The sequence below is a fragment of the Cellulophaga baltica genome, assembly GCF_900102165.1.
GTDB lineage: Bacteria > Bacteroidota > Bacteroidia > Flavobacteriales > Flavobacteriaceae > Cellulophaga > Cellulophaga baltica.
Genome location: NZ_FNBD01000005.1, coordinates 235,396 through 261,929, shown reverse-complemented (window position 1 = coordinate 261,929; position 26,534 = coordinate 235,396). Strand labels below are relative to the sequence as shown.

22 protein-coding genes are annotated in these 26,534 nt (G+C 35.0%); 10 read left to right on the top strand and 12 right to left on the bottom strand.

The window, feature by feature from the left end; translation table 11 throughout:
- Nucleotides 1-329: 329 nt before the first annotated feature.
- The 3 genes from BLQ19_RS10720 (at nt 330) to BLQ19_RS10710 (ending at nt 6,091) form a co-directional block, all read left to right on the top strand.
- Complete coding sequence (locus BLQ19_RS10720; protein ID WP_074538343.1) at nt 330-3,731, top strand: leucine--tRNA ligase; 3,402 nt, start codon at nt 330-332, stop codon at nt 3,729-3,731.
- Between the two features lie 428 nt (nt 3,732-4,159).
- Nucleotides 4,160-5,251 (top strand): alanine dehydrogenase, encoded by a 1,092-nt coding sequence (gene ald, locus BLQ19_RS10715; protein WP_024479113.1) that lies wholly within the window; start codon nt 4,160-4,162, stop codon nt 5,249-5,251.
- A gap of 141 nt (nt 5,252-5,392) precedes the next feature.
- Complete coding sequence (locus BLQ19_RS10710) at nt 5,393-6,091, top strand: zinc metallopeptidase (RefSeq protein ID WP_024479112.1); 699 nt, start codon at nt 5,393-5,395, stop codon at nt 6,089-6,091.
- A gap of 40 nt (nt 6,092-6,131) precedes the next feature.
- Here BLQ19_RS10710 and BLQ19_RS10705 read toward each other — a convergent pair whose 3' ends face one another.
- From BLQ19_RS10705 to BLQ19_RS10695, 3 genes are read right to left on the bottom strand one after another with little or no spacing between them, the layout of a single operon-like run.
- On the bottom strand, nt 6,132-6,656 hold the full coding sequence (locus BLQ19_RS10705; protein WP_139150238.1) for a hypothetical protein: 525 nt from the start codon (nt 6,654-6,656) through the stop codon (nt 6,132-6,134).
- A 27-nt stretch (nt 6,657-6,683) separates the two neighbouring features.
- On the bottom strand, nt 6,684-7,154 hold the full coding sequence (locus tag BLQ19_RS10700) for an Lrp/AsnC ligand binding domain-containing protein (protein ID WP_024479110.1): 471 nt from the start codon (nt 7,152-7,154) through the stop codon (nt 6,684-6,686).
- A 49-nt stretch (nt 7,155-7,203) separates the two neighbouring features.
- Nucleotides 7,204-8,577 carry a saccharopine dehydrogenase family protein gene (locus tag BLQ19_RS10695; RefSeq protein WP_074538341.1) on the bottom strand — a complete coding sequence of 458 codons (1,374 nt, stop codon included), beginning with the start codon at nt 8,575-8,577 and terminating at the stop codon, nt 7,204-7,206.
- A 73-nt stretch (nt 8,578-8,650) separates the two neighbouring features.
- Between BLQ19_RS10695 and BLQ19_RS10690 the strand changes: the two genes are divergently transcribed.
- Both BLQ19_RS10690 and pckA read left to right on the top strand, forming a co-directional pair.
- Complete coding sequence (locus tag BLQ19_RS10690) at nt 8,651-9,037, top strand: DUF423 domain-containing protein (RefSeq protein WP_074538340.1); 387 nt, start codon at nt 8,651-8,653, stop codon at nt 9,035-9,037.
- A 77-nt stretch (nt 9,038-9,114) separates the two neighbouring features.
- On the top strand, nt 9,115-10,722 hold the full coding sequence (pckA, locus tag BLQ19_RS10685) for a phosphoenolpyruvate carboxykinase (ATP) (RefSeq protein ID WP_074538339.1): 1,608 nt from the start codon (nt 9,115-9,117) through the stop codon (nt 10,720-10,722).
- 67 nt (nt 10,723-10,789) lie between these two features.
- Here pckA and BLQ19_RS10680 read toward each other — a convergent pair whose 3' ends face one another.
- From BLQ19_RS10680 to BLQ19_RS10670, 3 genes are read right to left on the bottom strand one after another with little or no spacing between them, the layout of a single operon-like run.
- A complete protein-coding gene (locus BLQ19_RS10680; protein WP_024479106.1) occupies nt 10,790-11,536 on the bottom strand; it encodes a uroporphyrinogen-III synthase in 747 nt (248 codons plus the stop codon).
- 5 nt (nt 11,537-11,541) lie between these two features.
- Nucleotides 11,542-12,201, bottom strand: a complete 660-nt coding sequence (locus BLQ19_RS10675; RefSeq protein ID WP_074538338.1) for a DUF4271 domain-containing protein — start codon at nt 12,199-12,201, stop codon at nt 11,542-11,544.
- Entirely contained in the window at nt 12,202-13,869 is a 1,668-nt protein-coding gene (locus tag BLQ19_RS10670) for an ArnT family glycosyltransferase (protein ID WP_074538337.1), read from the bottom strand.
- Nucleotides 13,870-14,026: 157 nt separating this feature from the next.
- Between BLQ19_RS10670 and BLQ19_RS10665 the strand changes: the two genes are divergently transcribed.
- Genes BLQ19_RS10665 through BLQ19_RS10655 form a run of 3 tightly spaced genes read left to right on the top strand, consistent with a single transcriptional unit; the run spans nt 14,027 to nt 16,530 of the window.
- Nucleotides 14,027-14,761, top strand: coding sequence for a polyprenol monophosphomannose synthase (locus BLQ19_RS10665; protein ID WP_025613843.1), 735 nt, complete (start codon nt 14,027-14,029; stop codon nt 14,759-14,761).
- Nucleotides 14,758-16,092 carry a dihydroorotase gene (locus tag BLQ19_RS10660; RefSeq protein ID WP_074538336.1) on the top strand — a complete coding sequence of 445 codons (1,335 nt, stop codon included), beginning with the start codon at nt 14,758-14,760 and terminating at the stop codon, nt 16,090-16,092. Before BLQ19_RS10665 ends, BLQ19_RS10660 begins: the two co-directional genes overlap by 4 nt.
- Before the next feature lie 3 nt (nt 16,093-16,095).
- The gene (locus BLQ19_RS10655; RefSeq protein ID WP_029447852.1) at nt 16,096-16,530 is read left to right on the top strand and encodes a DUF4296 domain-containing protein; all 435 of its coding nucleotides are present in this window, start codon (nt 16,096-16,098) and stop codon (nt 16,528-16,530) included.
- On the opposite strand, the gene BLQ19_RS10650 is transcribed toward BLQ19_RS10655, so the two are convergent.
- The gene (locus tag BLQ19_RS10650; protein ID WP_074538335.1) at nt 16,527-17,534 is read right to left on the bottom strand and encodes an SDR family oxidoreductase; all 1,008 of its coding nucleotides are present in this window, start codon (nt 17,532-17,534) and stop codon (nt 16,527-16,529) included. The two genes, BLQ19_RS10655 and BLQ19_RS10650, sit on opposite strands and share 4 nt — an antisense overlap.
- A gap of 101 nt (nt 17,535-17,635) precedes the next feature.
- On the opposite strand from BLQ19_RS10650, the gene tyrS reads away from it, so the two are divergent.
- Together tyrS and BLQ19_RS10640 are read left to right on the top strand one after the other, a co-directional pair.
- Nucleotides 17,636-18,931: a tyrosine--tRNA ligase gene (tyrS, locus tag BLQ19_RS10645; protein WP_074538334.1), complete on the top strand. Its 1,296-nt coding sequence runs from the start codon at nt 17,636-17,638 to the stop codon at nt 18,929-18,931.
- Nucleotides 18,932-18,976: 45 nt separating this feature from the next.
- Nucleotides 18,977-19,372: a hypothetical protein gene (locus BLQ19_RS10640; RefSeq protein WP_074538333.1), complete on the top strand. Its 396-nt coding sequence runs from the start codon at nt 18,977-18,979 to the stop codon at nt 19,370-19,372.
- A gap of 2 nt (nt 19,373-19,374) precedes the next feature.
- Here the strand turns inward: BLQ19_RS10640 and BLQ19_RS10635 are convergent, their stop codons facing one another.
- The 5 genes from BLQ19_RS10635 to BLQ19_RS10615 all read right to left on the bottom strand — a co-directional run bounded on the left by BLQ19_RS10635 (nt 19,375) and on the right by BLQ19_RS10615 (nt 26,478).
- A complete protein-coding gene (locus BLQ19_RS10635; protein WP_074538332.1) occupies nt 19,375-20,352 on the bottom strand; it encodes a LuxE/PaaK family acyltransferase in 978 nt (325 codons plus the stop codon).
- Between the two features lie 106 nt (nt 20,353-20,458).
- A complete protein-coding gene (locus BLQ19_RS10630) occupies nt 20,459-20,779 on the bottom strand; it encodes a T9SS type A sorting domain-containing protein (protein WP_024479095.1) in 321 nt (106 codons plus the stop codon).
- Nucleotides 20,780-21,001: 222 nt separating this feature from the next.
- Nucleotides 21,002-21,310: a T9SS type A sorting domain-containing protein gene (locus BLQ19_RS10625; RefSeq protein ID WP_024479094.1), complete on the bottom strand. Its 309-nt coding sequence runs from the start codon at nt 21,308-21,310 to the stop codon at nt 21,002-21,004.
- Nucleotides 21,311-21,522: 212 nt separating this feature from the next.
- Nucleotides 21,523-23,544 (bottom strand): beta-helix domain-containing protein, encoded by a 2,022-nt coding sequence (locus tag BLQ19_RS10620; protein WP_074538331.1) that lies wholly within the window; start codon nt 23,542-23,544, stop codon nt 21,523-21,525.
- 39 nt (nt 23,545-23,583) lie between these two features.
- Complete coding sequence (locus tag BLQ19_RS10615; protein WP_024479092.1) at nt 23,584-26,478, bottom strand: TonB-dependent receptor; 2,895 nt, start codon at nt 26,476-26,478, stop codon at nt 23,584-23,586.
- Between the last annotated feature and the right edge of the window lie 56 nt (nt 26,479-26,534).

The following is a 26,534-nucleotide window of genomic DNA, read 5'->3' as shown; positions in this document are numbered from 1 at the left end:
AACGATATGTAAAAATAGGAAAGTATATTTAATATGAAATCACTGTTAACACTTTGCTTTGTTTTTAAGTTAGATTTTTATGTAAATAACGCCTATTTAAGGTCAGAAGATTTCTAAAGGTGATTTTAGTAACCTAAGATACTTAGGAATAATCAGCTTAGACTTTTTTTGTTGATGGTTTTCATTCATTTATGAGGTAAATTTTGTCACGTTTATAATAGTTTGTTTTTGTTGGATGTGGCTCATGTCATATTATCTTTTTCCCTTTCCTATAATAAACTTATTTTTGCAGCGCATTAAAACCGTCAGGTTTATACAAACTTTATATAATGAACTACGATTTCACAGAAATTGAAGCCAAATGGCAAGAATATTGGGCAAAAAACCAAACGTTTAAAGCAGAAAATAATTCCGATAAAGAAAAATTTTATGTCTTAGACATGTTTCCTTATCCTTCTGGAGCAGGACTCCATGTAGGGCATCCGTTGGGGTATATTGCTAGTGATATTTATGCGCGTTATAAAAGACATAAAGGGTTTAATGTATTGCATCCAATGGGATATGATTCTTTTGGCTTACCAGCAGAACAATATGCCATTCAAACAGGGCAACATCCTGCAATTACTACAGAAACAAATATTGCTAGATATAGAGACCAATTGGATAAAATTGGTTTTTCTTTTGATTGGAGCCGTGAAGTGCGTACCTCTACTCCGCAGTATTACAAGTGGACCCAGTGGATATTTATTCAGTTGTTCAACTCGTGGTACAATAATGATACGAACAAGGCAGAAGACATTGCTACATTAACCGCGCTTTTTGAAAAAGAAGGAAATGCGACGGTAAATGCAGTTTGTGATGAAGATATTATAGTTTTTACTGCAGAAGAGTGGAATGCTTTTGACACAAAAAAGCAACAAGAACTACTGTTGCAATACCGACTTACCTATTTGGCAGATACGGAAGTAAACTGGTGTCCTGGCCTAGGTACTGTATTGGCTAATGATGAGATTGTCAATGGCGTATCAGAACGCGGAGGTCACCCTGTTATTCGTAAAAAAATGACACAGTGGAGCATGCGTATTTCGGCATATGCACAACGTTTATTAGATGATTTAACTACAGTAGATTGGCCACAACCACTTAAGGATTCACAGACCAATTGGATAGGTCGTTCTCAAGGAGCTTCAGTAACGTTTCAAATCCTCCCCCCAACCCCCTCCAAAGGAGAGGGAGCTACTCCTGGATATATGACAGGTGGAAATAATGCGCACTTATTATTAGAAAGAGCAAAAGAAATGCGCAATAATCCTACAGAAGCGGAAGCTATACTATGGGAAAGGTTGAAAGGAAAAAATATAGGAGATAAATTTAGAAGGCAACATCTAATTGCAGATTTTATAGTTGATTTTGTATGTCTTTCTAAAAAATTGATTGTTGAGGTAGATGGTGCAATTCATGAAGAACAAAAAGAGGCAGATCAATCTCGTACAGATGTATTAAATGCAAGAGGGTTTAAGGTAGTTCGTTTTACGAATGAACAAGTTATAGGGGATTTAGATGCTGTATTAAATAATATAATTACTGAGCTATCGAATAGTAAAGAAGTTCCCCCTTCGGGGGTTAGGGGGATTGATGTCTTTACCACCCGCCCTGATACTATTTTTGGAGTTTCTTTTATGACTTTAGCGCCAGAGCATGAGTTGGTTGCTAAAATAACCACGCCAGAGCAAAAAGCGGAGGTTGAAGCATATATAGAAGCAACTGCAAAACGTAGTGAGCGTGAGCGTATGGCAGATGTGAAAACTATTTCAGGGGCTTTTACTGGAGCGTATGCAGAGCACCCATTTACCAAAGAGCCAGTGCCAATTTGGATTGGGGATTATGTGTTAGCGGGTTATGGTACAGGAGCTGTGATGGCAGTACCTTGTGGTGATCAGCGTGATTATGATTTTGCTAAAAAATTCAATATTGCTATTCCTAATGTATTTGAAGGCGTAGATATTTCTGAAGAAGCACATGCTGACAAAGACAAAACGGTAATTGCTAATTCTGATTTTCTAAACGGATTGCCGTATAAGAAAGCCATGAAATTAGCGATTTATGAATTGGAAAAAATAGGACAAGGAAAAGGAAAAATTAACTACCGTTTGCGTGATGCTGTTTTTAGCAGACAACGGTATTGGGGAGAACCTTTTCCAGTATATTATGTAGATGGTATGCCGCAAATGATAGATGCGAAACATTTGCCAATTGCATTACCAGAAGTAGAAAAATATTTACCCACCGAAACTGGAGAACCACCATTAGGGAATGCTACCGTTTGGGCCTGGGACACGGTTTCTAATCAGGTTGTAGATAATAGCAAGATAAATAACACCACGGTGTGGCCCTTAGAATTAAATACCATGCCAGGTTGGGCGGGGAGTAGTTTTTACTTTAACCGTTATATGGATCCGAACAATACGGAGGCTATATTTTCAGAGGAGGCCATTAACTATTGGCAAGATGTAGATTTGTACATTGGTGGTAGTGAGCATGCAACAGGACATTTATTATATGCACGTTTCTGGCAAAAATTCTTGTTTGATAAGGGTGTAGTGCCTAAAAACGAGTTTGCCAAAAAACTGATCAATCAAGGAATGATCACGGGGACAAGTGCTTTTGTGTATGGTTTTGGTCCTGGGTTTTCTGTTAACGTTAGTAACAAAGAAGATCTTCAAAAATATTCAGAGGTTTTAGAAATGAAAAAATATGTAATTTCTAAAGAATCTTATGAAAATGCTGTGAAAGGTGATTATGATATTGTTGTCAAAAATATCATTACTAATAGAATTAAGGATTTTGCAAGTGTTGGTTTAGTAGCGGAACTTGATAGTTCTTTTGATGGAACTTTTCTTCCGGTACGAGTTGATGTAAAATATTTAATAGGCACGACTGATGTTCTTGATATTGAAAGGCTTAAAGAGGATCCTCTTTTTTCTTTTCTAAAGAAAGCAGAATTTAAATTGAATAGCGATGATGAATACATCGTTGGTCGCGAAGTAGAAAAGATGTCCAAGTCTAAATACAATGTGGTAAGTCCGGATAGTATTTGTGTTGGTTACGGGGCAGACAGTTTACGTCTGTATGAGATGTTTTTAGGCCCATTAGAGCAATCTAAACCTTGGAATACAGCAGGCATTACGGGTACGCATGGTTTTCTTAAAAAATTATGGCGTTTGTATGTAGACGATAATGGTATTAAAGTTACCGATACGGAAGCATCAAAAGACAACCTTAAGACCTTACATAAAACCATTAAGAAAGTAGAAGAAGATATTGAAAACTTCTCTTTCAATACGTCTGTATCTACCTTTATGATTGCAGTGAATGAACTGTCTGCTCAGAAATGTACCAGTAGAGAGGTGTTAGAGGCCTTGGTTATTTTGGTGTCGCCTTACGCACCACATATCGCGGAAGAATTATGGAGTAAACTTGGGCATACAAACTCTATTTCTACAGCGCCTTTTCCAAAATTTGAGGCATCGCACTTGGTAGAGAGTAGTAAAGAATACCCAGTTTCTTTTAATGGAAAAATGCGTTTCAAATTAGAACTTCCGATGGATTTTACAAAAGATCAGATCGAAGAAGTAGTGATGGCGCATGAAAAAACCATACAACAATTGGCAGGGCGTACGCCTAAAAAAGTCATTATTGTTCCAGGTAAAATTATTAATATAGTAGGTTAAAAAGTAGGCATATCAATCTATCGTAGCAGTAACGGTAGATTGATATGACACTATTCGCTCCAAAAAGGGCAAAATAAGGCTGATAATTGTGCAACGCTTTATTCGAAAATCTGAATTTTAGGCATCAATTTTATTATTTCTGCAAAACAATATAGGGCTAATTGTTAAAAGTCTGATTATTAGTTAAACCATCACAATTTTAGTGGTTTTTGTTTTTTTATTATAACTATTTGTGGCAAATTTGACGCGACTAATTATAATTAAAATTGACATTGGCGAATTAATTTGTTTGTTGAATAAACTTAAGATTTGCCTTTGTCTTTTTTAGTTTGTTTTTTTATAAATGTAATCTGCAGGAATCTGATAATCAAATTCATTTTTATGCAGATATTTTTCTTTTTAATCGAAAGTTCTAATAAATAAAGCAAATGAAAATAGGTATCCCTAAGGAAATTAAAAACAATGAGAGTCGTGTTGGTATGACTCCAGGTGGTGTTTTTGAATTAGTAAAAAACAACCATGAAGTATTTGTACAATCAACGGCAGGAGATAATAGTGGTTTCTTAGATGAAGCGTATGTTGAAGCGGGAGCTACAATTTTAGAAACTATTGAAGAGATTTATGCTATCGCAGAAATGATAGTAAAAGTTAAGGAGCCTATTGAACAAGAATATAGCCTTATTAAAAAAGGACAAATTGTTTTCACATATTTCCATTTTGCATCTAGCGAGCCTTTAACGAAGGCTATGTTAGAAAGTGGTGCTATTTGTATTGCTTATGAAACGGTAGAAGATAGAGATGGTGGTTTACCATTGTTAACGCCTATGTCTGAAGTGGCAGGTAGAATGTCTATTCAGCAAGGAGCAAAGTATTTAGAGAAACCAGTTAAAGGTCGTGGTCTTTTATTAGGTGGTGTACCGGGTGTACCTCCAGGAAAAGTTTTAATACTTGGTGCAGGTGTAGTAGGTATGCAAGCTGCTAAAATGGCATCTGGTTTAGGTGCTCAGGTAACTATATTAGATATAGACATGAAGCGCTTACGTTATGCTAATGATGTATTGCCAGCAAACTGTACTACTTTATTTTCTAATGAATATAATATTAGAGAGCACGTACAAACACATGATTTAATTATTGGTGGAGTTTTACTTAAAGGTAAAAAAGCGCCAAACTTAATCACTAGAGACATGCTTAAAACCATGAAATCTGGAGCTGTTATTGTAGATGTTGCTGTAGATCAGGGTGGTTGTGTAGAGACTACAAGACCAACAACACACCAAGATCCTATTTATATTATAGATGAAATTGTACATTACTCTGTAGCAAACATGCCAGGAGCGGTGCCTTATACTTCTACATTAGCACTTACAAACGTAACTACAAGTTATGCTATTAAGATTGCTAATATGGGTTGGAAAAAAGCATTGGCTTCTGATCCAGGATTACAGAAAGGTTTAAATATTTCTGAAGGAGAAGTAATCTATAAAGAAATTATTGAAGCATTTGATTGGGCATCATAAGTTCGTCTAGGTCAAAGTTATATAATTAAAAATCCTGCCAAATTTTCCGCATTTATGTGTTGGAAAATTTTGGCGGGATTTTTGCGTTTATAGTATAAGGCAAAGAAACTTTGCTATATTTAAGTTTTAAAATAAAAAATTATGTACGGATATTATATATTAATTGGAGGAATAGCTTTAATAAGCTGGTTGGTAAGTAGGAAGCTGAAGAGCAAGTTTGAGCAATACTCAAAAGTTCATTTACGAAATGGAATGAGCGGTGCGGAAATTGCAGAAAAAATGCTAGCGGATAATGGCATACGTGATGTAAAGGTTATCTCTACGCCAGGAATGCTTACGGATCATTATAATCCTGCTAACAAGACAGTGAATTTAAGTGAAGGTGTGTATAGTCAGCGTAACGCATCTGCAGCAGCAGTTGCAGCACACGAATGTGGACACGCTGTGCAACACGCGCAAGCGTATCAGTGGTTAGGCTTAAGGTCTAAATTAGTACCTATTGTAAACGTTACTTCTAACTTTGCGATGTGGGTTGTTTTTGGAGGGCTAATGTTGGGTGCTGCTGCAGGATTTGGATTCGGATATTGGGTGGCAGTTGCAGGTTTGGTTATGATGAGTTTTGCTACCATATTTAGTTTGGTTACGTTGCCTGTAGAGTATGATGCTAGTAACCGTGCCCTAGCATGGTTAAAACATAAAAATATGTTGGCTCCAGATGAATATGCTGGCGCAGAAGATGCTTTGAAATGGGCAGCAAGAACCTATTTGGTGGCAGCTATAGGCTCTATTGCAACATTGGCCTATTGGGCATTACAAGTTTTTGGCGGAAGAAGAGATTAATATTCCCGTGTAAAAAATATATAAAAGAGGCTTCTTAGTACTAAGGAGCCTCTTTTGTTTTTAGTGCTTGTTCATAGGGGTGTAGTCGTATATAGTAAACAATACTTCTTAGAAGTTCTTCTTTATTATCTTCTATGATTTTTATCGTATAGTTATTTTTAGAAGGATTAGAAAATTCATATTCAATGCGACTCTCCGACTTAATTTCATCAAAATAGCTACTAATTATAGTCGTTGCATTTGGGTTTACTGCTTTTAGAATTCTGGATTTAAGGTCTTCATCAAAACTAATGGATAGTTGAGCTTGGCAATAGCAACTTCCGTTAGTTGTCTTTGGGAGCGTTTTTATACTATGTATGTTAGTTTTTGTATTAAATAACTCTCTTAGCAAATATTTAGGATGGTCTACATTAAACAGCTTAAAAAAAGCACTTTCTTTAGCATGGACGGCAGTGAGCTCTTTTCGCAAGCTTAAATTGGCCATTAGGCTATCGCATCCTAATTCATTTTTGCAGGAGGAGCATAGTAGGAGTACAGAGAGTACAATAAAGAATCGTTTTTTCATTTCCAGGTTTAAGAAAATATAAGTTCTTTATATCGTAATCTGACGTTCAATTTGCTGATCTAAAGAGATAAAGGTTTCAGTTCGTGATACGCCATCAATTTGTTGAATGTTGTTGTTTAAAACTTGCATTAAATGCTCGTTATCTCTGCACAATACTTTTATTAGGATAGACCAGTTTCCTGTGGTGTAATGACATTCTAGAATCTCAGGTATTTTTTCAAGCTCCTTTACGGCCACAGGGTTACTCATTGCTTTATCTAAATAGATGCCGACATAAGCCATCGTAGAAAACCCTAATACTTTAGGGTTGATTACAAATTTAGAACCTGCGATTAGCCCAGAGTTTTCTAACTTTCGAAGCCTTTGGTGAATAGCGGCACCAGAAATACCAATGTTTCTGGCAATTTCCAAAACAGGTTTGCGGGCATCAGACATTAAATAGCGTAATATTTTTTTGTCAATTCCGTCTATTTTTACATTTTCTTTAGCTGATTTCATCTGTTGCTCTTTCAATTTAATATGAAATATAGCAAATTAGTTTCAATTATTAACTAGCCACAGTATTTGGATTGTACCCTAAGTAGGTAACTTCTTCTTCGTTAAAAATAATTCCGTAAGCTTCTAGTTCTTTTAAAATAGGAGTATAGACCTCTTCATGTAAAGGAATTTGAATGCCCGGTCTTGTAATTTTTTTGTTTAAAATAAGAAGGGTAGCAATAGCAACAGGTAAACCAACTGTTTTAGCCATAGCGGTATGGGTTCTGTTTTCTCCTATAACCACCATGCTAGCATCTATTTGCTTTTTAGTGCCATTTACTTCATAGCCAAATTTGTGATACATGACAATCATATCCTTGTCTTCATCGGCAAGCGTCCAGCTGTCTTCTAATATTTTCTGTAATATTTGGGCAGGGGTTGCATTTTCAAGCGCAATTTTTTTATCGCTGCTAAATAAATTAAGCTCTTGAAGTTTATCCCACATAATATCATCTTGATCTATTTTTAGATAGTACCTAAGTTTCAATTCAACAGAATCTGTAGGGGAGTAGGGTAAAAACAAATTGACAAATTCTCTATTGGTCATTCCTTCAGAGTTTTCAATAGTATAGCTATCATCTGTCATTCCTAATTGCACAAACATATTCCAGGCTTTAGAAAATCCTACGCGCCTCATAGTGCCTCTATAAAGCGTTAAGATATCTGTAAGTCCATATGCTTCTCTATATTTTAAAGAATCTCTATTGGCATAGACTTCAAATTTGCCATAGCCTTTAATGTCTACGAATTCTGTTCTTCTAAATAGTTTGTGGTAAGGAATGTATTTATAGGTGCCCTCTTGTATGAATTGAGCGGTACCACCTTGACCGGCGACAACTACATTTCTAGGATTCCATGTAAATTTATAATTCCATAAGTTGTTATCACTTTCTGGAGCTACTAAACCTCCTGTGAAAGATTCAAACAATAACATTTTACCACCTTTCTTTTTAATTTGGTTGATAATCTGCATGGCACTCATGTGGTCAATACCTGGATCAAGGCCAACTTCATTCATAAAAACGAGCCCTTTTTCCTTAGCCTCTTTATCTAAAGTTTTAATTTCATCGCTTACATAAGAAGCAGTGACAAGGTGTTTGTTAAAGTGAATGCAATCTTTGGCTATATTAATGTGCATATGTGCAGGGAGCATAGACACTACTATGTCTACTTCTTGCACAGCTTTTTGGCGTTCAGGAGTATTAAAAATATCCAATTTTACGACATCAAAATTAGAGTGATTCTTGAACTTTGCTGGAATAGCCTCTGGATTTAGATCTGCTATGACAATCTGTAATTGTTCTTCAATTGCTTTTTCTAAAAAGTAATCTAATAGGTAGGATGTGGACTTGCCAGCACCAATAATTAGAATTTTTCGCAGCATAGTTTTGTATCTTTATAGTGACAATCAAAAAATCACTTTTGTTATATATGTAAAAATAACAATCATTTTAGTTATGAACAAAACAATTTTTAGTACAGGAATTTTATTTGGAGGGCTTGCGGTAGTTCTGGGAGCTTTTGGCGCGCACGGATTAAAAGAGGTGTTAAGTGAAGAGGCTTTAGCGTCTTACACTACTGGGGTTACGTATCAAATGTATCATGCATTAGTGCTTTTAATTCTTTCAGGGGTTACCAAAATTCAAGAAAAAAATAAAAAACTTATTTATGGGGTATTTACGGTAGGAGTATTATTATTTTCTTTTTCTATTTATTTGTTGGCCACAAACAGCCTAACTTCTTTCGATTTTAAGGCTATTGGATTCATTACACCGGTGGGTGGACTCCTATTAATTGCAGGTTGGATTTTACTCGGATTTCGTTATTATAAAGAAAAATATTAGATATTAACGAAAAAACTACCCTATGAATTATAATTTCAATAATTTTACCCCGTTAAAACTAATAAATCTTCTTTAATATGGATAAGATTGCGAAAACGATTTCGTTGATTAAGTATGGTATTACAAGTGAAAATGTGCATTATCAATTATCACCAGATGATTTGCATAAATCAACCCTGGAAAAAGGTATGGGGAAAGAGGCATCTTCTGGTGCTCTTGCGGTAAATACGGGTGAGTTTACTGGTAGGTCTCCAATGGATAGATTTATAGTAAAAGATGAGATTACAGATGAAAAAGTTTGGTGGGGGAATGTCAATATTCCATTTGAGCCTGCTGCTTTTGATGCTTTGTATGGTAAAGTCATCAATTATTTAAATGAAAAAGAAATTTATGTACGTGACAGCTATGCGTGTGCAGATGAAGATTACAAATTAAATATTAGGGTTATTAATGAGTACCCTTGGTCTAACATGTTTGCTAGTAACATGTTTTTAAGACCTACCGAAAAAGAATTGGTGAATTTTGATCCAGAATGGACGGTGGTTAACGCTCCTGGTTTTATGGCAGATGCTGAGATAGATGGTACGCGTCAACATAATTTTGCGATTTTAAATTTCACAAGAAAAATTGCCTTAATAGGTGGTACCGGGTATACCGGAGAAATTAAAAAAGGAATTTTTTCTGCTCTTAACTTTATCCTACCGGTGTATAAGAATACTTTGCCAATGCATTGCTCTTCAAATGTAGGTAAAGATGGTGATACGGCTATTTTCTTTGGTCTTTCGGGAACAGGGAAAACAACACTATCTGCAGATCCAAATAGAAAACTAATTGGAGATGATGAGCATGGTTGGACAAAAGAGAATACCATTTTTAATTTTGAAGGGGGTTGTTATGCAAAAGTGATCAACCTATCTGCAAAAAACGAGCCTGAAATTTTTGGAGCTATTAAAAAAGGGGCGCTACTTGAGAATGTAGTTATGAATTCTGAAGGTGTGGTAGATTTTGAGGATATCTCTATCACGCAAAATACAAGAGTAAGTTATCCTATTAATCATATTGAAAACATTCAAGTGCCTTCTATAGGGAAGAATCCTAAAAATATATTCTTTTTAACGGCAGATGCTTTTGGGGTGTTGCCTCCAATTTCTAAATTAACGCCTAGCCAAGCAGCGTACCATTTTATTTCTGGATATACAGCAAAAGTAGCAGGAACGGAAGCCGGAGTGGTAGAACCTACGCCAAATTTCTCAGCCTGTTTTGGAGCGCCTTTTATGCCATTACATCCTACGAAATATGCAGAAATGCTAAGTAAGAAGATGAAAGATGCCGGTGTTAATGTTTGGTTGGTAAATACAGGATGGACAGGTGGTCCTTACGGTATTGGTACGCGTATGAAGCTTAAATATACACGTGCCATGATAACGGCAGCGTTAAATGGTGACTTAGGATTGTATTCTTATGACAAGTACCATATTCATTCTGTATTTGGTGTTGCGCAACCTAGAGAGTGTCCAGGGGTGCCTACAGAGGTGTTAAGTCCTAGAACAACCTGGGATGATGATCAGAAGTATTATACCACAGCATTTAAGTTGGCTAATGCTTTCCGTGAGAACTTTAAAAAGTTTGAATCTTATGCAAATGAAGAAATAAGACGTGGCGGACCGCAGCGTTACGGATTCTAAATATCAAATAAATAAAAAAGCCTCTGAAAAGAGGCTTTTTTTATGCTTGTAAATAAAAAGTAATTCTTTACTTTTTATTTAAACTTGTAATATATTTCTGCAATGCCATGGTCATAGAAGGCGTTTCAGGTGTTGGTGCTTTAATGTCTATTCTAAGACCAGCATCTGTTGCTGCATTTACGGTAGAATTCCCGAAAACAGCAATTCTAGTATCATTCTGTTCAAAATCTGGGAAATTCTTTAATAAAGACTCAATTCCAGAAGGACTAAAGAATACCAAGATATCATAATACACATCTTTTAAATCAGAAAGGTCACTAACTACCGTTTTGTAGAAAATACCTCTAGTCCAAGTTAAGCCTAAAGCATCCAATGTTTCAGGAACAATTGGTTTTAGAGAATCTGAAGAAGGTAGTAAGAATTTTTCGTCTTTATACTTTTTGAAAAGAGTAGAAAGATCTTGAAAATTCATTTTACCAACATAGATTTTACGCTTTCTGTAGACTACGTATTTTTGTAAGTAATAGGCAACAGCTTCTGACTGACAGAAATATTTCATAGAATCAGGCACTTTAAAACGCATTTCTTCTGCAATTCTAAAAAAGTGATCTACCGCATTTCTACTAGTTAAAATAATAGCAGTAAAATTGTTAAGATCAATTTTTTGTTGTCTTACAGTTTTAGCATCTACACCTTCAACATGTATAAAGGGTCTAAAATCTACCTTTACTTTTTCCTTGTCAATAAGTCGGGAATATGGAGAGTTTTCCATCTTCGGTTCTGGTTGCGATACCAAAATCGTTTTTACTTTCATAAGCATCAGTCTTTAAAGTAATCTCCTAAAAGCACTAAGGGTGCTATTTCGAGTGCGCAAAGGTACAAAATAAAATAGAAAAAATTATTGGTAATTAATTTTTGATGATTTCGTATGGCAGTAACCCATCCCAGAATATTTATTACGGCAATTAATAGTACGGTTATATAGATTACAATTTTTGAATCTTTTAAAATATATGCAAGAAGAATATTCGCCACAAACATGATTAAACTACTGTAGTTAAAGTAGGATATTTTTTTAAATAAAAATTCACTAATAGCTCCTTGCATGTTAAAAACAAAGGCGTTGCACAGGTGTAAGATCAATTTAGAAAAAAAGAAGGTAATTAAAATTCCTAGGGTAATAATGTAAGTAAAAGGCGTGTTTATATGGTGCGATAATTTAAAAACGGAATCTATAAAATATAGAAATAAGGTGAAATTTAAGAGCTGAAATATGGAGAGAAAAATAGTGAACCAATGCGATAATTTATCCTTTTTATTGTATAAAAATATGTATTTATTATTGAAAGGCAGGATGATAAAGTTCACAAACCTGCCGTAATAAATCTTTTTTGCTAAAACTAATGTCGTTATACTGCAACATAAAATCAGCGTAATCCAGTCAATATTTTCTATACTTCTTAGTAAGACTTCTTTCATTTAGTTTACTAATTTTATATTATCACCATTCATTCCTGGTTGAAGTCCGTTTTCGCTGATAGCAACTTTGAAATACCCCGGGTTTTCCATTTTAAAGGTAGGTAGGGTAAAGCTGTAATACAAAGTGTCTTTTGCTTTGAGTACCGTAAGGTCAGGATTTTTTAGAATTGGTGTAATTCCAATAATTTCTTCCGGGCGTTTATATTGGGTATGATAGACAACGCTATATTTCAATTTATTTATGGCAATGTCAAAATCATAGGGATTATAAATCTTAAGTTCAATGGGACTATCATTTTTTAAAGATATCTCACTTTCATCAAGAATGGCACGCAATTTTCTAAAAGATTCAAAATTATCCATATAAACTCCAAACCCTTTTTTCTGTTTAGGTAGGTCAACAGCAATATCACCTTTACTTAAATACTGAGAAACGTATAGAACTCTTTTGTGTTGCACTTTTGATTCGGAATCATCAATAGAGTATTGGTTTCTACGATACATGACATTGTTAAGAGAGAACGAGGTGTTTCCTGAGTAGAACGCATACATAGGAGCGTTCCTGTAGGAATTTTCAAAAACTACTGGAGTATCACCAACGCGATCACTAATAGAAGCTGCCCATTCTTTATTGCCATGAGATTCATAGTGTAAAGGAGAAATTTCTTCGAAAACCAATATAAAGCGTACAAAAACAAGCAGTACAATATTTACCAATCCCATTCTGTAAATCCATTTCTTAGCATTTTCATTTTCTAACATATAGTTAAAAGCAATGATGGCTAGGGATATGGAAATCACAATGATCCATTGTGTTTGTATTCTACGATTAAAACTAGAAATAAAGAAAAAGAGGATGGTACCATAGGTTAGGAATAAAAGTGCTCTATTAAAAGCATCTGTTCCTTTAGTTTTCCATAAGGCTTTATATACCCAGAAAAAAGTGAAACCAAACAAGGCTAATAGGTTTAAGAAGAAACCAACCGTATAATCATTAAACTCATAAGCTCTATTAGGGCGCTCAAATAGGTGATACTTTATCGAGACAAAATCATTCTCATAAAGCCATAAAAAGTGAGGTAAATAACCTAGTAATGCAACAAATACGGCTAACCAGGCATATTTGTTTAAAACTAATTTAATATTAGAGAGTAGTATAAATATAATGACAAGAACAGCGTGGTACTTGCTATATATTAAAGCGCTCATCACCAGCCCTAGGATAATAGCCAGTACTACAGAAGGGGCGGTAATAAACTTTTTATAGACGTATAAAAAAACAGCAGTAAAAAATAAAAGAGGTGTATCTGGGAGCGTAAAAAAACCATACGCGTTTAAGAGTGTCATGGAAAATGTGAGCACAAAAAAGTGTAACACATAATCTTTCTTTTTAGGATTGTCTATTACGAGCCAAATAAAGATGAGAGTACCTATAGAGAGTAGGCAACTCATAAACCGAACTCCCAATTCGCCTTCAAAGAAAAAGCTACTTAGTTTCACTAAAAATGCGACCATTGGGGGGTGATCAAAATAACCCCAAGCCATATTTTGAGCATAGTGCCAATAATAGGCCTCGTCAAAGATTAAATCGGTAAAATAACTTTGTATTAGATTAATGACAAAAATAATCCCAAGAAGGTAAATAAATAATTTCGGCAGTTTCTGCATTTTTTAACAAGCTTATTTCGGCAAAATTACAAATTATAAGACATAGGCTTTTAATTAATTGTTTAAATGGACTTTTTTGACAAAAAAATCATAAATAATATGAGCACATTTCGTTACCACTATAAAAAAACTATTTTTGCAAGAATAGATTTATTTTATGATAGATAGGCTTGTTATTATTCCAACTTTTAATGAAATTGAAAACATAGAGGCTATTATTAAAGCTGTTTTTAATTTAAAGAAAGAGTTTCATGTGTTAATCGTGGATGATAACTCACCAGATGGAACGGCTGATAAAGTTAGAGAACTACAAAAAACGTTTCCTGAAAAATTATTTTTAGAAGTACGAAAAGAAAAAGCCGGTTTAGGTACGGCTTATATTCATGGCTTCAAATGGGCAATAGAAAGAAAATATGATTTCATTTTTGAAATGGATGCAGATTTTTCGCATACCCCATCAGATCTTATTCGCCTGCATCAGGCCTGTGTAGATGGGGCAGATTTAGCTATAGGGTCTAGATATATAAAAGGGGTCAATGTAGTGAATTGGCCTTTACATCGTGTGTTGTTGTCTTATGGAGCATCGTTTTATGTGAAAATTATTACGCGAATGATGGTTCATGATCCTACCGCAGGATTTATTTGTTATAAACGAAGAGTTTTAGAAACTATAGATTTGTCTGCAGTACATTTTGTGGGCTATGCGTTTCAAATTGAAATGAAATTTAGAGCGCATTTAAATAAGTTTAAAATAGTAGAAGTACCCATTGTCTTTACAGATCGTGTATTAGGGAAATCAAAAATGAATTCGTCTATTTTTCGAGAAGCTATTTTTGGAGTAGTTAAAATGAAATGGATGAGTTTTTTTAGAAAAAATAAATTTAAAGCATGAGCAAGTTTTTAATAAAGAATGCTACTATCGTCAATGAAAATAAACTGCAAGTAGCAGATGTTCTTATTCAAGACGATATTATTCAAAAAATAGATGCTACTATTTCTGATGCTACAGCGACTGTTATCGATGCTTCGGGGAAGTATCTTTTACCTGGGGTAATTGATGATCAAGTACATTTTAGAGAACCTGGGTTAACGCACAAGGGCAATATAGCTAGTGAGAGTAGGGCGGCAGTTACCGGTGGGATTACTACTTTTATGGAACAGCCTAATACAAACCCGCAAACCACGACCATAGAGAAATTGGAAGATAAGTTTTCTTTAGGAGCAGCAAGCGCTTATGCTAATTATTCTTTCTTATTTGGGGGGACTAATGACAATTTAGAAGAGCTTAAAAAGCTTGATAAAAATGCTTGTTCTGGCGTAAAACTATTCTTAGGGTCTTCTACAGGAAATATGCTAGTAGATAATGAGGAGGTTATCGAAAAGATATTTAGAAATACCGAAATGGTGATCTCGGCTCATTGTGAAGATGAGACCACAATAAAAAATAATTTAGCCAAGTACAAGGAACAATACGGGGATGATATTCCAATGGAGTATCACCCAATTATACGTAGTGCAGAGGCCTGTTATTTATCTTCGTCAAAAGCCATTGCATTGGCGAAACAAACTGGAGCAAGGTTTCATGTGTTCCATTTGTCTACAGGAATAGAAACAGCTCTGTTCAGAAATGATATTCCTTTAAAAGACAAGAAAATTACGGCAGAGGTTTGTTTGCATCATTTATGGTTTTCGGAGGAAGATTATAAAACTAAAGGGTCTTTAATTAAATGGAATCCGGCAGTAAAAACTGCGGAAGATAGATCGCAATTATGGGATGCTTTTTTAGATGATAGAATTGATGTTTTAGCAACAGATCACGCACCACATACTTTAGAAGAAAAAGATAATGTATATACCAAGGCACCCTCTGGAGGGCCATTAGTACAACATGCTTTGCCTGCTATGTTAGAGAAATACCATGAAGGTAAAATAAGTTTAGAAAAGATTGTGGAGAAGATGTGCCACAATCCTGCTATCTTATTTGAAATAGATAGGAGAGGGTATGTGCGTGAGGGGTATTATGCAGATTTAGTTTTGGTAGATTTAAATAATTCTTGGGCCGTATCCAAAGAAAATATCGTGTACAAATGTGGTTGGTCTCCTTTTGAAGGAACTGCTTTTCAATCGAAAATATCACATACTTTTGTAAACGGACATTTGGCGTATGAAAACGGAGTTATTTCCGAGAAGCGAAATGCCAAACGCCTTACCTTCAATAGATAATTTATGTATAGAATCCTTTTTTTATGTGTTTTGGCTTTGATGGTTTCTTGTAAGGAGGAATTAATCAATCCGCCAGAAAATCTTATTGCGAAAGATAAGATGTCTGCAATTTTGTATGACTTAGCATTGGTCACGGCGGCAAAGAATACAAGTGTAGATGTGCTAAAAGAGAACAAAATAGAGGCCATGAAATACATTTATACTAAGCATGATATAGATAGTTTGCAATTTGTGCAGAGCGATGTGTATTATGCCTCTTATCCTGCGGTATATGGCGAGATCTATAAAAGTGTGGAAGAAAAATTAAAAGCGGATATAAAGGTAATAGATGATGCTAAAAAAGAGCAGCGAACCTTAGATAGTATTGAGCGTGTACGTAAGCCTAAAAAACTTGATAGTATAAAAGCGGGCAAACCTATTAAGTCAAAAGCGAATTAAGAAGTTTCTTTTTTAAATTGTTCTGTACAAAAATCTAATACCTTGTCTATGGGTTCAAAGGTGTAGCTAAAAGCAGTTTTGATCTTTTGGTTGTCATACTGTTTTTGCTCTTGGAGTGATTTTGCGCTGTTCTTGGTCAATTTTCGTTCTTTGTTAGAGAAGAAGCTTGCAAGCCAATCTAGTCGCCATAAAAGACTTAAGTGCCAGTTTTTTAATTCTTTATGGGGAGGTTTAACTCCTAGGCTATTGGAGATTTGGTGTAACACTTCCCGGTAGGTTTTATTTTCAGCTATGGCGATAAACCGTTCTTTATGTAGTTCAGAATTCATACCTAATACTAATAACTTCACAACATTTATTACACTGATAAACCCTGTTCCGCTAGGAGGATAATAGGCATAATTTTTAGCAGCTGTTTGAAATACTGCGCCACTACCAGAATGCCAATAACCAGGTCCTAAAATAATTCCAGGATTTAATATAAGAGCAGTTAAGCCTTCTTGAGAGCCGCGCCAAACTTCCATTTCTGCATCATACTTGGTAAGAGCATACACATTGGCGTCTTTGGCATTCCAATCAGATGATTCATTGGCAATATTAGAATTAATTTCTTGCCCAATGGTGGCAATAGAACTTACATAAACGAGTTTTTTAATATTACTAGCAATGCTTATGTTTACAATATTTGCTGTGCCTTCACAGTTGATTTTGTAGAGCCGATCATAATCTTTAGGGTCAAAAGAAATTAAAGCAGCACAATGGTATACATGTGTGACGGTATCAAAAGCTATTTCTAAGGCAGGCACATCATTAATATCCGCAAGTACCCATTCTATTTTTTGAAACTGTTCTTTAAAATTTTTAGTGTAGTAAGAGAATATCTTTTCTACCTGTTTTAAGTCGCTTCCTTCTCTATGGATGGCGCGTATACTCGCATTTGTTTTTGTTAATTCAAACAAAAGGTGTGACCCAACTAAACCTGTACCGCCTGTGACTAAAATCATGGTTTAAAAATACGGAATTGTAAGTTATTTATTCAAGTTTAAACACCGCTAAAACACTACATTCTTTTATATTTGCAGCTACATTAAAAAATAGTACACTAATGAAAACTAATTTTGTAGCAGAATTAAAATGGAGAGGCATGTTACATGATGCCATGCCAGGAACAGAAGAGCATTTAATGAATGAAATGCAATCGGCTTATGTTGGTATAGATCCTACGGCAGATTCGTTACATATAGGGCATTTAGTGGGAGTAATGATGTTGCGCCATTTTCAATTAGCAGGCCATAAGCCGTATGCGCTTATTGGTGGTGCTACAGGGATGATTGGAGATCCTTCGGGGAAATCTGCAGAACGTAACCTTTTAGATGAAAAAACCTTACGTCACAATCAAGATGCTTTGAAAGCACAGCTTTCTCGTTTTTTAGATTTTAGTAGTGATGCAGATAATGCAGCTATTCTTGTCAATAATTACGATTGGATGAAAGATTTTTCATTCTTAGAATTTATCCGTGATGTGGGGAAACATATCACCGTAAATTATATGATGGCGAAAGATTCTGTTAAAAAACGTCTTTCTTCGGAAGCGAAAGAAGGAATGTCGTTTACAGAGTTTACCTACCAACTTGTTCAAGGGTATGACTTTTTACATCTTTTTAAAGAACACAATTGTACTTTGCAAATGGGAGGTAGTGACCAGTGGGGTAATATAACCACGGGAACAGAGCTTATAAGGCGTATTGGTGGCGGTAAAGGCTATGCGCTTACCTGTCCGTTAATTACAAAAGCAGATGGTACTAAGTTTGGAAAAACAGAAGGCGGTAATGTTTGGTTAGATGCTGAACGTACGTCACCTTACAAATTTTACCAATACTGGTTGAATACCTCTGATGAGGATGCTGAGAAATATATAAAAATATTCACCTTTATCGCTAAAGAGGAAATAGAAGCTTTGGTGGCGGAGCATAAAGAAGTACCACATTTACGTGTGCTTCAAAAACGTTTAGCAGATGAGATTACTGTGATGGTACACTCGCAAGAAGATCTTGATAACGCTGTGGAGGCAAGTGGAATTCTTTTTGGGAAATCTACAGCCGCAAGTTTAAAGAAATTAAATGAAAAAACATTCTTAGACATTTTTGAAGGCGTTCCTCAAGCAGAGGTAACTATGGCCGATGTTGAAGAAGGTTTAGATATGATTGGGGCTTTAGCGGCGAAGACTAACTTTTTAGGATCTAATGGGGAGGCGAGAAGAGAACTGAAGCAAAACTCTATCTCGGTAAATAAAGAAAAGGTCAAGGAAGATTACGTAATTACAAAGGAAGATTTAATCAATGATAAATTTGTTCTTTTGCAAAGAGGGAAGAAAAATTACTTCGTGATACTCGTGAAATAAAAACGCAACCCTTAAAGAGAATTCACATCTAAAATAAAAGACCTTATGAGAATAGTAACTTTTGTTTTAGGTGTGTTTTTATTTTGTACCGCTTGTACGGATAATGATGATGATTTTACGCAGGATGAAAGCTTGTCTGGAGAATGGGTGTTAACAGACGTAATTTGCTTTTGTGGCTTTCCTGAAGATGTAGATTTTAGCGTGCATACCTTAAATTTTTCAGAAGAGGATCATAGTGTTATAATAGAAAATGATGAGACTACTTATTATTTTCATATCGCAGGAACCTACAGCTATACGAATATAGAGGGTATTATAAGTTTACAGGATACGGATCAGGAGTATACGTACGTCGTCGAGGATGATGTATTAACATTGACCTATATTGATGAACCTATGATAGCAGATGATGAGGTTACGTATAGGTATGCAAGAAAATAAGTTTATAACACCAATAAATTACAACCTCTAATATCTGAATGGTCAAAACGACCTAATATCTCAAAGGTATTATTGTCATATTTTTTACCTAAATCTTGTGTCGCAATAAACGAACAAGAGTTTAAATTGGCTAAATCTATAACATTTACGCCACCGGTTTTTCCTGTACTTTGGTAGCTAAGTGCATCTTCCGGATCTCTTATGAGAACATCCATCCAGGCTGGGGCTTCAAAAATACCATCTCCTTTAGAATATGCTTGGGATAGTAGCTCCGTCATTCCGTATTCCGAATGAATTTTTTGCACGCCGAAGCCTTCTTTTAGTGTTTCATGTAGTTCCTCTCTGATCATTTCTTTTCGGCGACCTTTCATACCGCCAGTTTCCATGATAATTACATTTTTAAGGTCGAGTTTGTACTTCTCAACGATATCTAAAAGGGCAAAAGAAACTCCAATTAAAAGTATTTTAGTGTTTGACTCATCTAATTCTCTAAGCTTTTGTACTAGGAGCTCAATAGTATCTAAATAAAAACCACTTTCGGGATGCTTACTTCTTTTAATTAAATCATCGGCCATATAAATTAATGACGAGCCTTGGCGCTCTAAGTAAGAAGGAAGTAGTGCTAAAATGCAATAGGTGTCTATAGCGCCATAAAAATGAGTAAAGGCCTTTAGGTAGCTTTTTTCATACAGCGCAACATCTGTAACGTAATGCGTGCTTGTTAAGGTGCCTGTGGTACCGCTGCTTGTAAAAAGTATTTCGGGTTTTTCAGTACTTGAAACCACTTTTTTCGATTTAAAAAATTCAATAGGTAAAAAAGGAATTTCTTGAACGCTAGTGATCTTTTCTGGTGTTTTTTTTAAATAGTCTGAAAACTCTTTATAAACAAGGTTATGTCTGTATTGGTGGCGATAGACTTGTAGGGCTACAGCATCAAAATCTGCCTGTGATTGAATAGTAAAAATTGAAGAAACGTCCATAACCAAAATATACGAGTACAAAAGTAAACATACTCATTGGTCTATAAAACAAAAACTCTTTTTCAATACTAGAAAAAGAGTTTTTGATGGTATTGGTTGGTTTGGTTTATTTTACAACTAGCTTCCTAGATGACGTCTTGTTATTTTCTGTAACCTGAACAATGTATACGCCAGCGTCTAGTTTGGAAATGTTTAATTCTTTATAATGGCTATGTGCTTGTAATACAAGTTCGCCCAGTAAATCATATACCTGCACTGTCTTACTTAAATTTTCTTTTGTTGTTATATATACAACATCATTAAATGTAGGGTTAGGGTATAATTTAAATCCTGCAATCTCATTGTTGTTCGTGCTCTTTTTTATAGGCTCTTGTCCAGATAGCGAGAACGTAAAAACCATAAGTAGGATTAGGTAAATTTTCGTCATATGTGATTTGGTTGGGATAACTGATGTAAAAATAGGAAAAGAGTATAGGGAGCAATACTAAATGTTGTGAAACCCATATTATTGTAGGTAAACTGACTTTTTTAACCTTTAAAAGGCTTTGTTTATTGTAAATCAGGATTTTAAATAGAATAGTCGCGTAGGTTTTAGGACTGCGGTATGTAGGGTAATTATGTAGATGTACTAATGTACTAAGTGTGGAGCTTACTTAACAATAAGTTTTCTCGTAACCATTTTATCTTTTTCGTAGACCCGTATTACGTAGATGCCAGCGTCAATATCCGAAAGATTTAACTCGGTGCCAATAATAGTAGCTTCCATTACTTTATTCCCTAAGACGTCAAAAATTAAAACTTTTTTTGGAGCATTTAGAGCAGTATTGATGAAGATTTTTCCGCTGGTAACAGGGTTAGGGTATAATTTAAAACCTTCAATATCTCCATTAGTAGGCGTGTCCTGGCTATAACCAAGAGATGCAATACAGAAAAGAATGATAAAGTAAAGTTTTTTCATATGTTGCTAATAACAAATAGTATACCACGAAGATACTAAATTTAGTAGTACAGAAATGTAATGTTAAAATTAAATCAAAAATTTTCGATAAAAAGCATTAAATACGTACTATTTATCTCTTGTAAGGATATTTCATCGAATTTTGTAGAATATAAGATATAAAAAAGCCTCACGATGGTGAGGCTTTTAGGTGTATATTTAATTGTTTAGTCTTATTTTGCCCAAGCAAATGTAGCAACATCTACAGTAGCAGCGTCATCATATGATAGACTAGGATCAGCATCAGCACCTTCAATTTGAACATTTGCAAATGCACCACCTTGAGGGAAATCTAATATAGTTGTATAACCAATCAAAGAAAGACCAGTAATGATTCCTCCAGATTCTTTTTTAAACTGAAGCGCAGTTCCGCCTACAGTAGAAACAGCCGTGATATTTACAAACTTAGGATTGTTATTGTCTCCATCACCTTCCATTACAGTTGAAAAACCTTCTATAGTATGAGAAATGTAACCATTGGTTAAAGTACCATTCCAACCTTCTGTCCAGTCAATAGCATCATCTTCATTGTTTTCCATATACATATTAGTAGCAGAAACCGTTCCTCCGAAAAACTCTACGCCATCATCTGTACCGTTTAACATTGCAACGTTTGCAATTGTAGTTCCAGAACCAACAGCATATAACGTAAGACCATTGTATTGAGAATCAGCATTGATAGAAGCACCTGCATAATTAATAACTAAGTAGCTTATAGATCCTGAATCATCGGCATCGTTTGAACCACCATATTTAAAATCACCTACTTCAGCAGTAGCATCAACACCTTTTGTTGTAGTTGCGTCACCAAGGATAACTAAACCACCCCAATCGCCAGGCGTTTGATTTGCGGAAGTCATAACGACTGGATTAGCTTCTGTACCTTGAATATCAATCTTACCGCCTTTTTGAACTACAATATAAGTATTTGTTTCAGTACCAGCTTCAACTTTAGCTGTAATAATAGTTCCGGCCGGAATTGTTAATGTTACTCCTGATTCTACGCTTAAAGCATTTTCTAAGAAATAAGGAACATTAGCATCTAATGTCATATCGCTTGATACTGTTCCACTTAACACACTATTTTCAATAGCAATAGAAGAGTTAACCCATGCGAATAAAGCAACGTCTACTGTTGGAGAAGCGATATAAGTTAAAGAAGGATTTGCATCTGCTCCATCAATTTGAACATTGGATAATGAACCATCTTGAGGGAAATCTAAAGATGTATCGTAACCAGATAATGATAAGCCAGTAATTGTTCCTCCAGATTCTTTTTTAAACTGAAGTGCAGTACCACCTACTGTAGAAATAGCTGTGATGTTCACAAATTTAGGATTATTATTATCACCATCACCTTCCATAACTGTAGAAAAATCTTCTATAGTGTGAACAATATAACCATTAGTTAAAGTACCGTTCCATCCCTCAGTCCAATCGATTGAATCGTCTTCGTTGTTTTCCATATACATATTAGTCGCAGAAACAGTTCCTCCGAAGAATTCAACTCCATCATCAGTACCATTTAACATGGCTACATTCTCTACAGTTGTTCCAGAACCAACAGCATAAAGTGTAAGGCCATTGTATTGAGAATCAGCATTAATAGAGGCGCCAGCGTAGTTAATGATTAAGTACTGGATAGATCCTGAATTATCAGTATCGTTAGTTCCACCATATTTAAAGTCTCCTACTTCGGCAGTAGCATCAACACCTTTTGTAGTTGTAGCATCTCCTAAAATTACTAAACCACCCCAATCACCAGGTGTAGCATTAGTAGATGTCATGATAACTGGATTAGCTTCCGTGCCCTGAATATCAATCTTACCACCTTTTTGAACTACGATGTAAGTATTAGTTTCGGTACCAGTTTGTACGTTTGCTGTAATTTTAGTTCCAGCAGGTATGGTTAAAGTAACACCTGAAGCAACGCTAAAGCTATTCGTTAATACATAATCTAAACTCGGGTCTAATGTTCTGTCTTCAGTAAGCTCTCCTGTTAAATTCGTTGCGGCATCAGGACATGAGTTTGAACATGTACCACCACAATCAACACCTTCTTCACCAGCATCTAAAATACCATTGCTACATAAATCGGCAGGATTAGATTCATCGTCATCGTTGCTGCAACTAGTTAATGCTAAAGCAAAAACTGCTGAACAGATAAAAGAGAATTTTAAAAAGTTCGTTTTCATAAGATTGATTTTTAAATATATTAGTGATTATTAATTAAATTAAAATTGAAAGCTTACGCCTATGCTTAAATTAATTCCAAGTTTATATGCCAATACGGTATTTTCCTGTTCCATTAATGGAATATTCATTGCTTGGCGTTCTTCTAGTGTAGTAGAACTACTTAATTGACTAAAATCTCTTACGTTAGTTAAAATATTTTGAGTTTGCTTGATGTTTGGGTTTAATAAGTTTCTTCCTACCAGTTTAACTTTCCAGTGCTCATTTATTTCTTTGCTAACCACAGCATCCAGTGTTACGAAGCCTTTTTCAATAATAGCGTCGTCGTAATCAAAATCGCTACTTGTAAGCGTGTTTGCGACACCAATTGCATAAATTTTATCTGATGCATAGTTGGCTGTAAGTGATGCAGCAAGAGGATTTTCACCAGCAGTATTAAAGTTAATACTAGAATTTAATATCCAGTCTGATGCTCCTTGTAAATCAGTCTCTGTAATGTTTTTGTACCTAAAACTTTCTCCAACAGTTCCATCTTCATTAATAATTTGTTTTAAGTCTTGGGTGTGCCACATGCGCGTTGCATTAAACACCAAACTTAATTCAGAACCAGATAAATTTCCATCTTCATCATTTGTGGTAGCTTTTATCAAATCAAATTTAGTTTCAGCTTCTAAACCAAAAACCTCTGCCTTTTCACCTGAGTTGAAATAAGAGAATACACCAGAAGCACTCCTTTGCCTCAATCTATTAATTGGATCTTCAATTTTCTTATAAAAGGCTCCAAAAGAAATTAATTCACCTATAGACGGGTAGCTCTCCCATTTAATATCATAATTAAAGTTTGTAGATGCTCTCAAATCTGGATTACCAGCAGTAATTTGGTTGGTAGGAGATACATATTGAAAAGGAGCAATTTCTTTAAATTCCGGTAATGTTAGAGTTTGACTTGCGGCAAATCTAAAGGCATTGTTGTCGTTTACGCTATATTTAACATTTAAGCTTGGGTATACTCTATTGTAATCTTGTTCACTACTTCCTAATCTAGAGATTCCAAGGTTACCGATATCGTAATTTACGCTCAAATCATCTTTTTGAAATCTCAGCCCAGCATTAAAGTTCCATTTTTTTAAACCAACATTAATATCTGCATATCCAGCGTACGATTCTAAATTACCTGTATAAATATCTTCTCGAGCACCTTTCGCATTAGCGCCCAATAATCTATATCTTAAGTTACCATCGTTAAAATTTGGTATGGTAAAAACACTTCCAAGATCATCTAAGGAAGTAGGAGTTACAGTTCTACCAGAGGCTTCAATTACACCAACAAATTCTGAACTAAAGTCACGTTCTTTGTTTCTGTAATTTGCTCCTATTTCAATTTTAAAGTTTCTGTCCTCTTCGTCTATTATTTTTATAATGTCTTTCAAATACCCATTGTATTCTATATCATTAATTTTTTGACTAGATTTTCTTTGTTGGAAATCGCCTCTTCTCGCTAATTCTATCTCAGTGCCATCAAAATCAAAATTTATTTCATTTCTGATTCTATTTGGCTCATCAGCATTTAAGAAGTTATAACCTCCAGCCCATTCAATAGTATTTATTTCGCCTATTTTGTGTGATCCTATAAGCTGTGTTACAAAAAGTTGTGTTTGCTTTGAGTTCTGGTCTCTTATAAATTGAGATAAACCTTCAGCAGGTTCTGTTTCTTCGAATATTACTGTTTTTCCATCTCTACCAGCTTCAAAAACTTGGTCGCTAAATTTGTTTACAACGAAAGTGCTTGATTTTATTTTATTTTTCTCATTAGCGTAAAAAACTACGTCTAGAAGAGCAGTATTTATAATGTTCGTAGTATAGGTTGTAGCATCATTAATAGAGTCTTCTATAAAGTTGGATCTAAATTGTTTAAAAGTCCCTTGTTGGTATTCATTAGATTTAGAATGTGATGCTGTTAAAAGTATAGCTAGTTTATTTTCAAAAAACTTTTTCCCTGCGGTTAAAGAGGCAGAATAATTGATAGGATTGTTTAGCTTCTCAGTATTCCAAGACTGTTGAATAATTTGAGTTTGTAATAATGGGTTTTCATTGTAGATACCTAAAGTTGTATTGCTATAATTAGGACTTACTTTAAAATTATCGTAAACCCCGTTTTTAAGTACATTTGTATTACCCCCTGCAGATAGACTTACAGAAAACTCAGAGCTTCCAGATAATTCCCTTGATGCAATATTAACAGTACCCGAAGATTGATCGGCTGTATTTTGTACAGAGAATGTTTTTCTTACGCTAACGTTTTGGAGAACACTCGTTGGAAAAAGTTCTAAAGCGATATTTTTACGGTCCACATTATCAGAGGGTACTTGTAATCCATTAAGGGTTGTGCTTAGATAGCGATCACCTAAACCTCTTACATAAACATCTCCTGAGGCTTGACTGCTTGTTACACCTGAAATTTTGGTGGTAGCAGTAGCTGCGTCAGTAACACCAATTTTCCCTAACTCTTGAGCTCCAATAGCAACTGTAATGTCTACAGATTTCTTTTGATCTAATAATAAAGCTGCTTCAGAATCTTTTCTAGCAGTGGTAGTTACCACAACTTCATCTAGAGACATCCCTTCACTAGCTGCTAGAGGTACATTGATAGTTGTTACTTTTCCGGCCTCAATAGCTATATTAGGGATTTCTACAGATTCATACCCTAAATAACTAAACACAATGCTATAGGTTCCAGGATCAACATTTGCTATTTCATACAAACCGTCAAAATCTGTAGTGGTTCCTTTTGTTGTTCCTTTTATTAATACGTTGGCAAATGCCAAAGGTTCATCCCCTGCTTCTTTATCAATTACCGTACCCACAACACTTCCTTTGTCTTGCGCGAATGATAAAGTGGATACTATTAAGAATAGTGATACTAATAAATACTTCATTTTGTTTTTGTCTTTTTACGCGGCAAAGAACGTTCGATAGGGTAAAAGTGATGTTA

Coding starts and splice junctions, on each gene's coding strand:
- BLQ19_RS10720 (WP_074538343.1), top strand. CDS start 330: ATGAACTACGATTTCACAGAAATTGAAGCCAAATGGCAAGAATATTGG.
- ald (WP_024479113.1), top strand. CDS start 4,160: ATGAAAATAGGTATCCCTAAGGAAATTAAAAACAATGAGAGTCGTGTT.
- BLQ19_RS10710 (WP_024479112.1), top strand. CDS start 5,393: ATGTACGGATATTATATATTAATTGGAGGAATAGCTTTAATAAGCTGG.
- BLQ19_RS10705 (WP_139150238.1), bottom strand. CDS start 6,656: ATGAAAAAACGATTCTTTATTGTACTCTCTGTACTCCTACTATGCTCC.
- BLQ19_RS10700 (WP_024479110.1), bottom strand. CDS start 7,154: ATGAAATCAGCTAAAGAAAATGTAAAAATAGACGGAATTGACAAAAAA.
- BLQ19_RS10695 (WP_074538341.1), bottom strand. CDS start 8,577: ATGCTGCGAAAAATTCTAATTATTGGTGCTGGCAAGTCCACATCCTAC.
- BLQ19_RS10690 (WP_074538340.1), top strand. CDS start 8,651: ATGAACAAAACAATTTTTAGTACAGGAATTTTATTTGGAGGGCTTGCG.
- pckA (WP_074538339.1), top strand. CDS start 9,115: ATGGATAAGATTGCGAAAACGATTTCGTTGATTAAGTATGGTATTACA.
- BLQ19_RS10680 (WP_024479106.1), bottom strand. CDS start 11,536: ATGAAAGTAAAAACGATTTTGGTATCGCAACCAGAACCGAAGATGGAA.
- BLQ19_RS10675 (WP_074538338.1), bottom strand. CDS start 12,201: ATGAAAGAAGTCTTACTAAGAAGTATAGAAAATATTGACTGGATTACG.
- BLQ19_RS10670 (WP_074538337.1), bottom strand. CDS start 13,869: ATGCAGAAACTGCCGAAATTATTTATTTACCTTCTTGGGATTATTTTT.
- BLQ19_RS10665 (WP_025613843.1), top strand. CDS start 14,027: ATGATAGATAGGCTTGTTATTATTCCAACTTTTAATGAAATTGAAAAC.
- BLQ19_RS10660 (WP_074538336.1), top strand. CDS start 14,758: ATGAGCAAGTTTTTAATAAAGAATGCTACTATCGTCAATGAAAATAAA.
- BLQ19_RS10655 (WP_029447852.1), top strand. CDS start 16,096: ATGTATAGAATCCTTTTTTTATGTGTTTTGGCTTTGATGGTTTCTTGT.
- BLQ19_RS10650 (WP_074538335.1), bottom strand. CDS start 17,534: ATGATTTTAGTCACAGGCGGTACAGGTTTAGTTGGGTCACACCTTTTG.
- tyrS (WP_074538334.1), top strand. CDS start 17,636: ATGAAAACTAATTTTGTAGCAGAATTAAAATGGAGAGGCATGTTACAT.
- BLQ19_RS10640 (WP_074538333.1), top strand. CDS start 18,977: ATGAGAATAGTAACTTTTGTTTTAGGTGTGTTTTTATTTTGTACCGCT.
- BLQ19_RS10635 (WP_074538332.1), bottom strand. CDS start 20,352: ATGGACGTTTCTTCAATTTTTACTATTCAATCACAGGCAGATTTTGAT.
- BLQ19_RS10630 (WP_024479095.1), bottom strand. CDS start 20,779: ATGACGAAAATTTACCTAATCCTACTTATGGTTTTTACGTTCTCGCTA.
- BLQ19_RS10625 (WP_024479094.1), bottom strand. CDS start 21,310: ATGAAAAAACTTTACTTTATCATTCTTTTCTGTATTGCATCTCTTGGT.
- BLQ19_RS10620 (WP_074538331.1), bottom strand. CDS start 23,544: ATGAAAACGAACTTTTTAAAATTCTCTTTTATCTGTTCAGCAGTTTTT.
- BLQ19_RS10615 (WP_024479092.1), bottom strand. CDS start 26,478: ATGAAGTATTTATTAGTATCACTATTCTTAATAGTATCCACTTTATCA.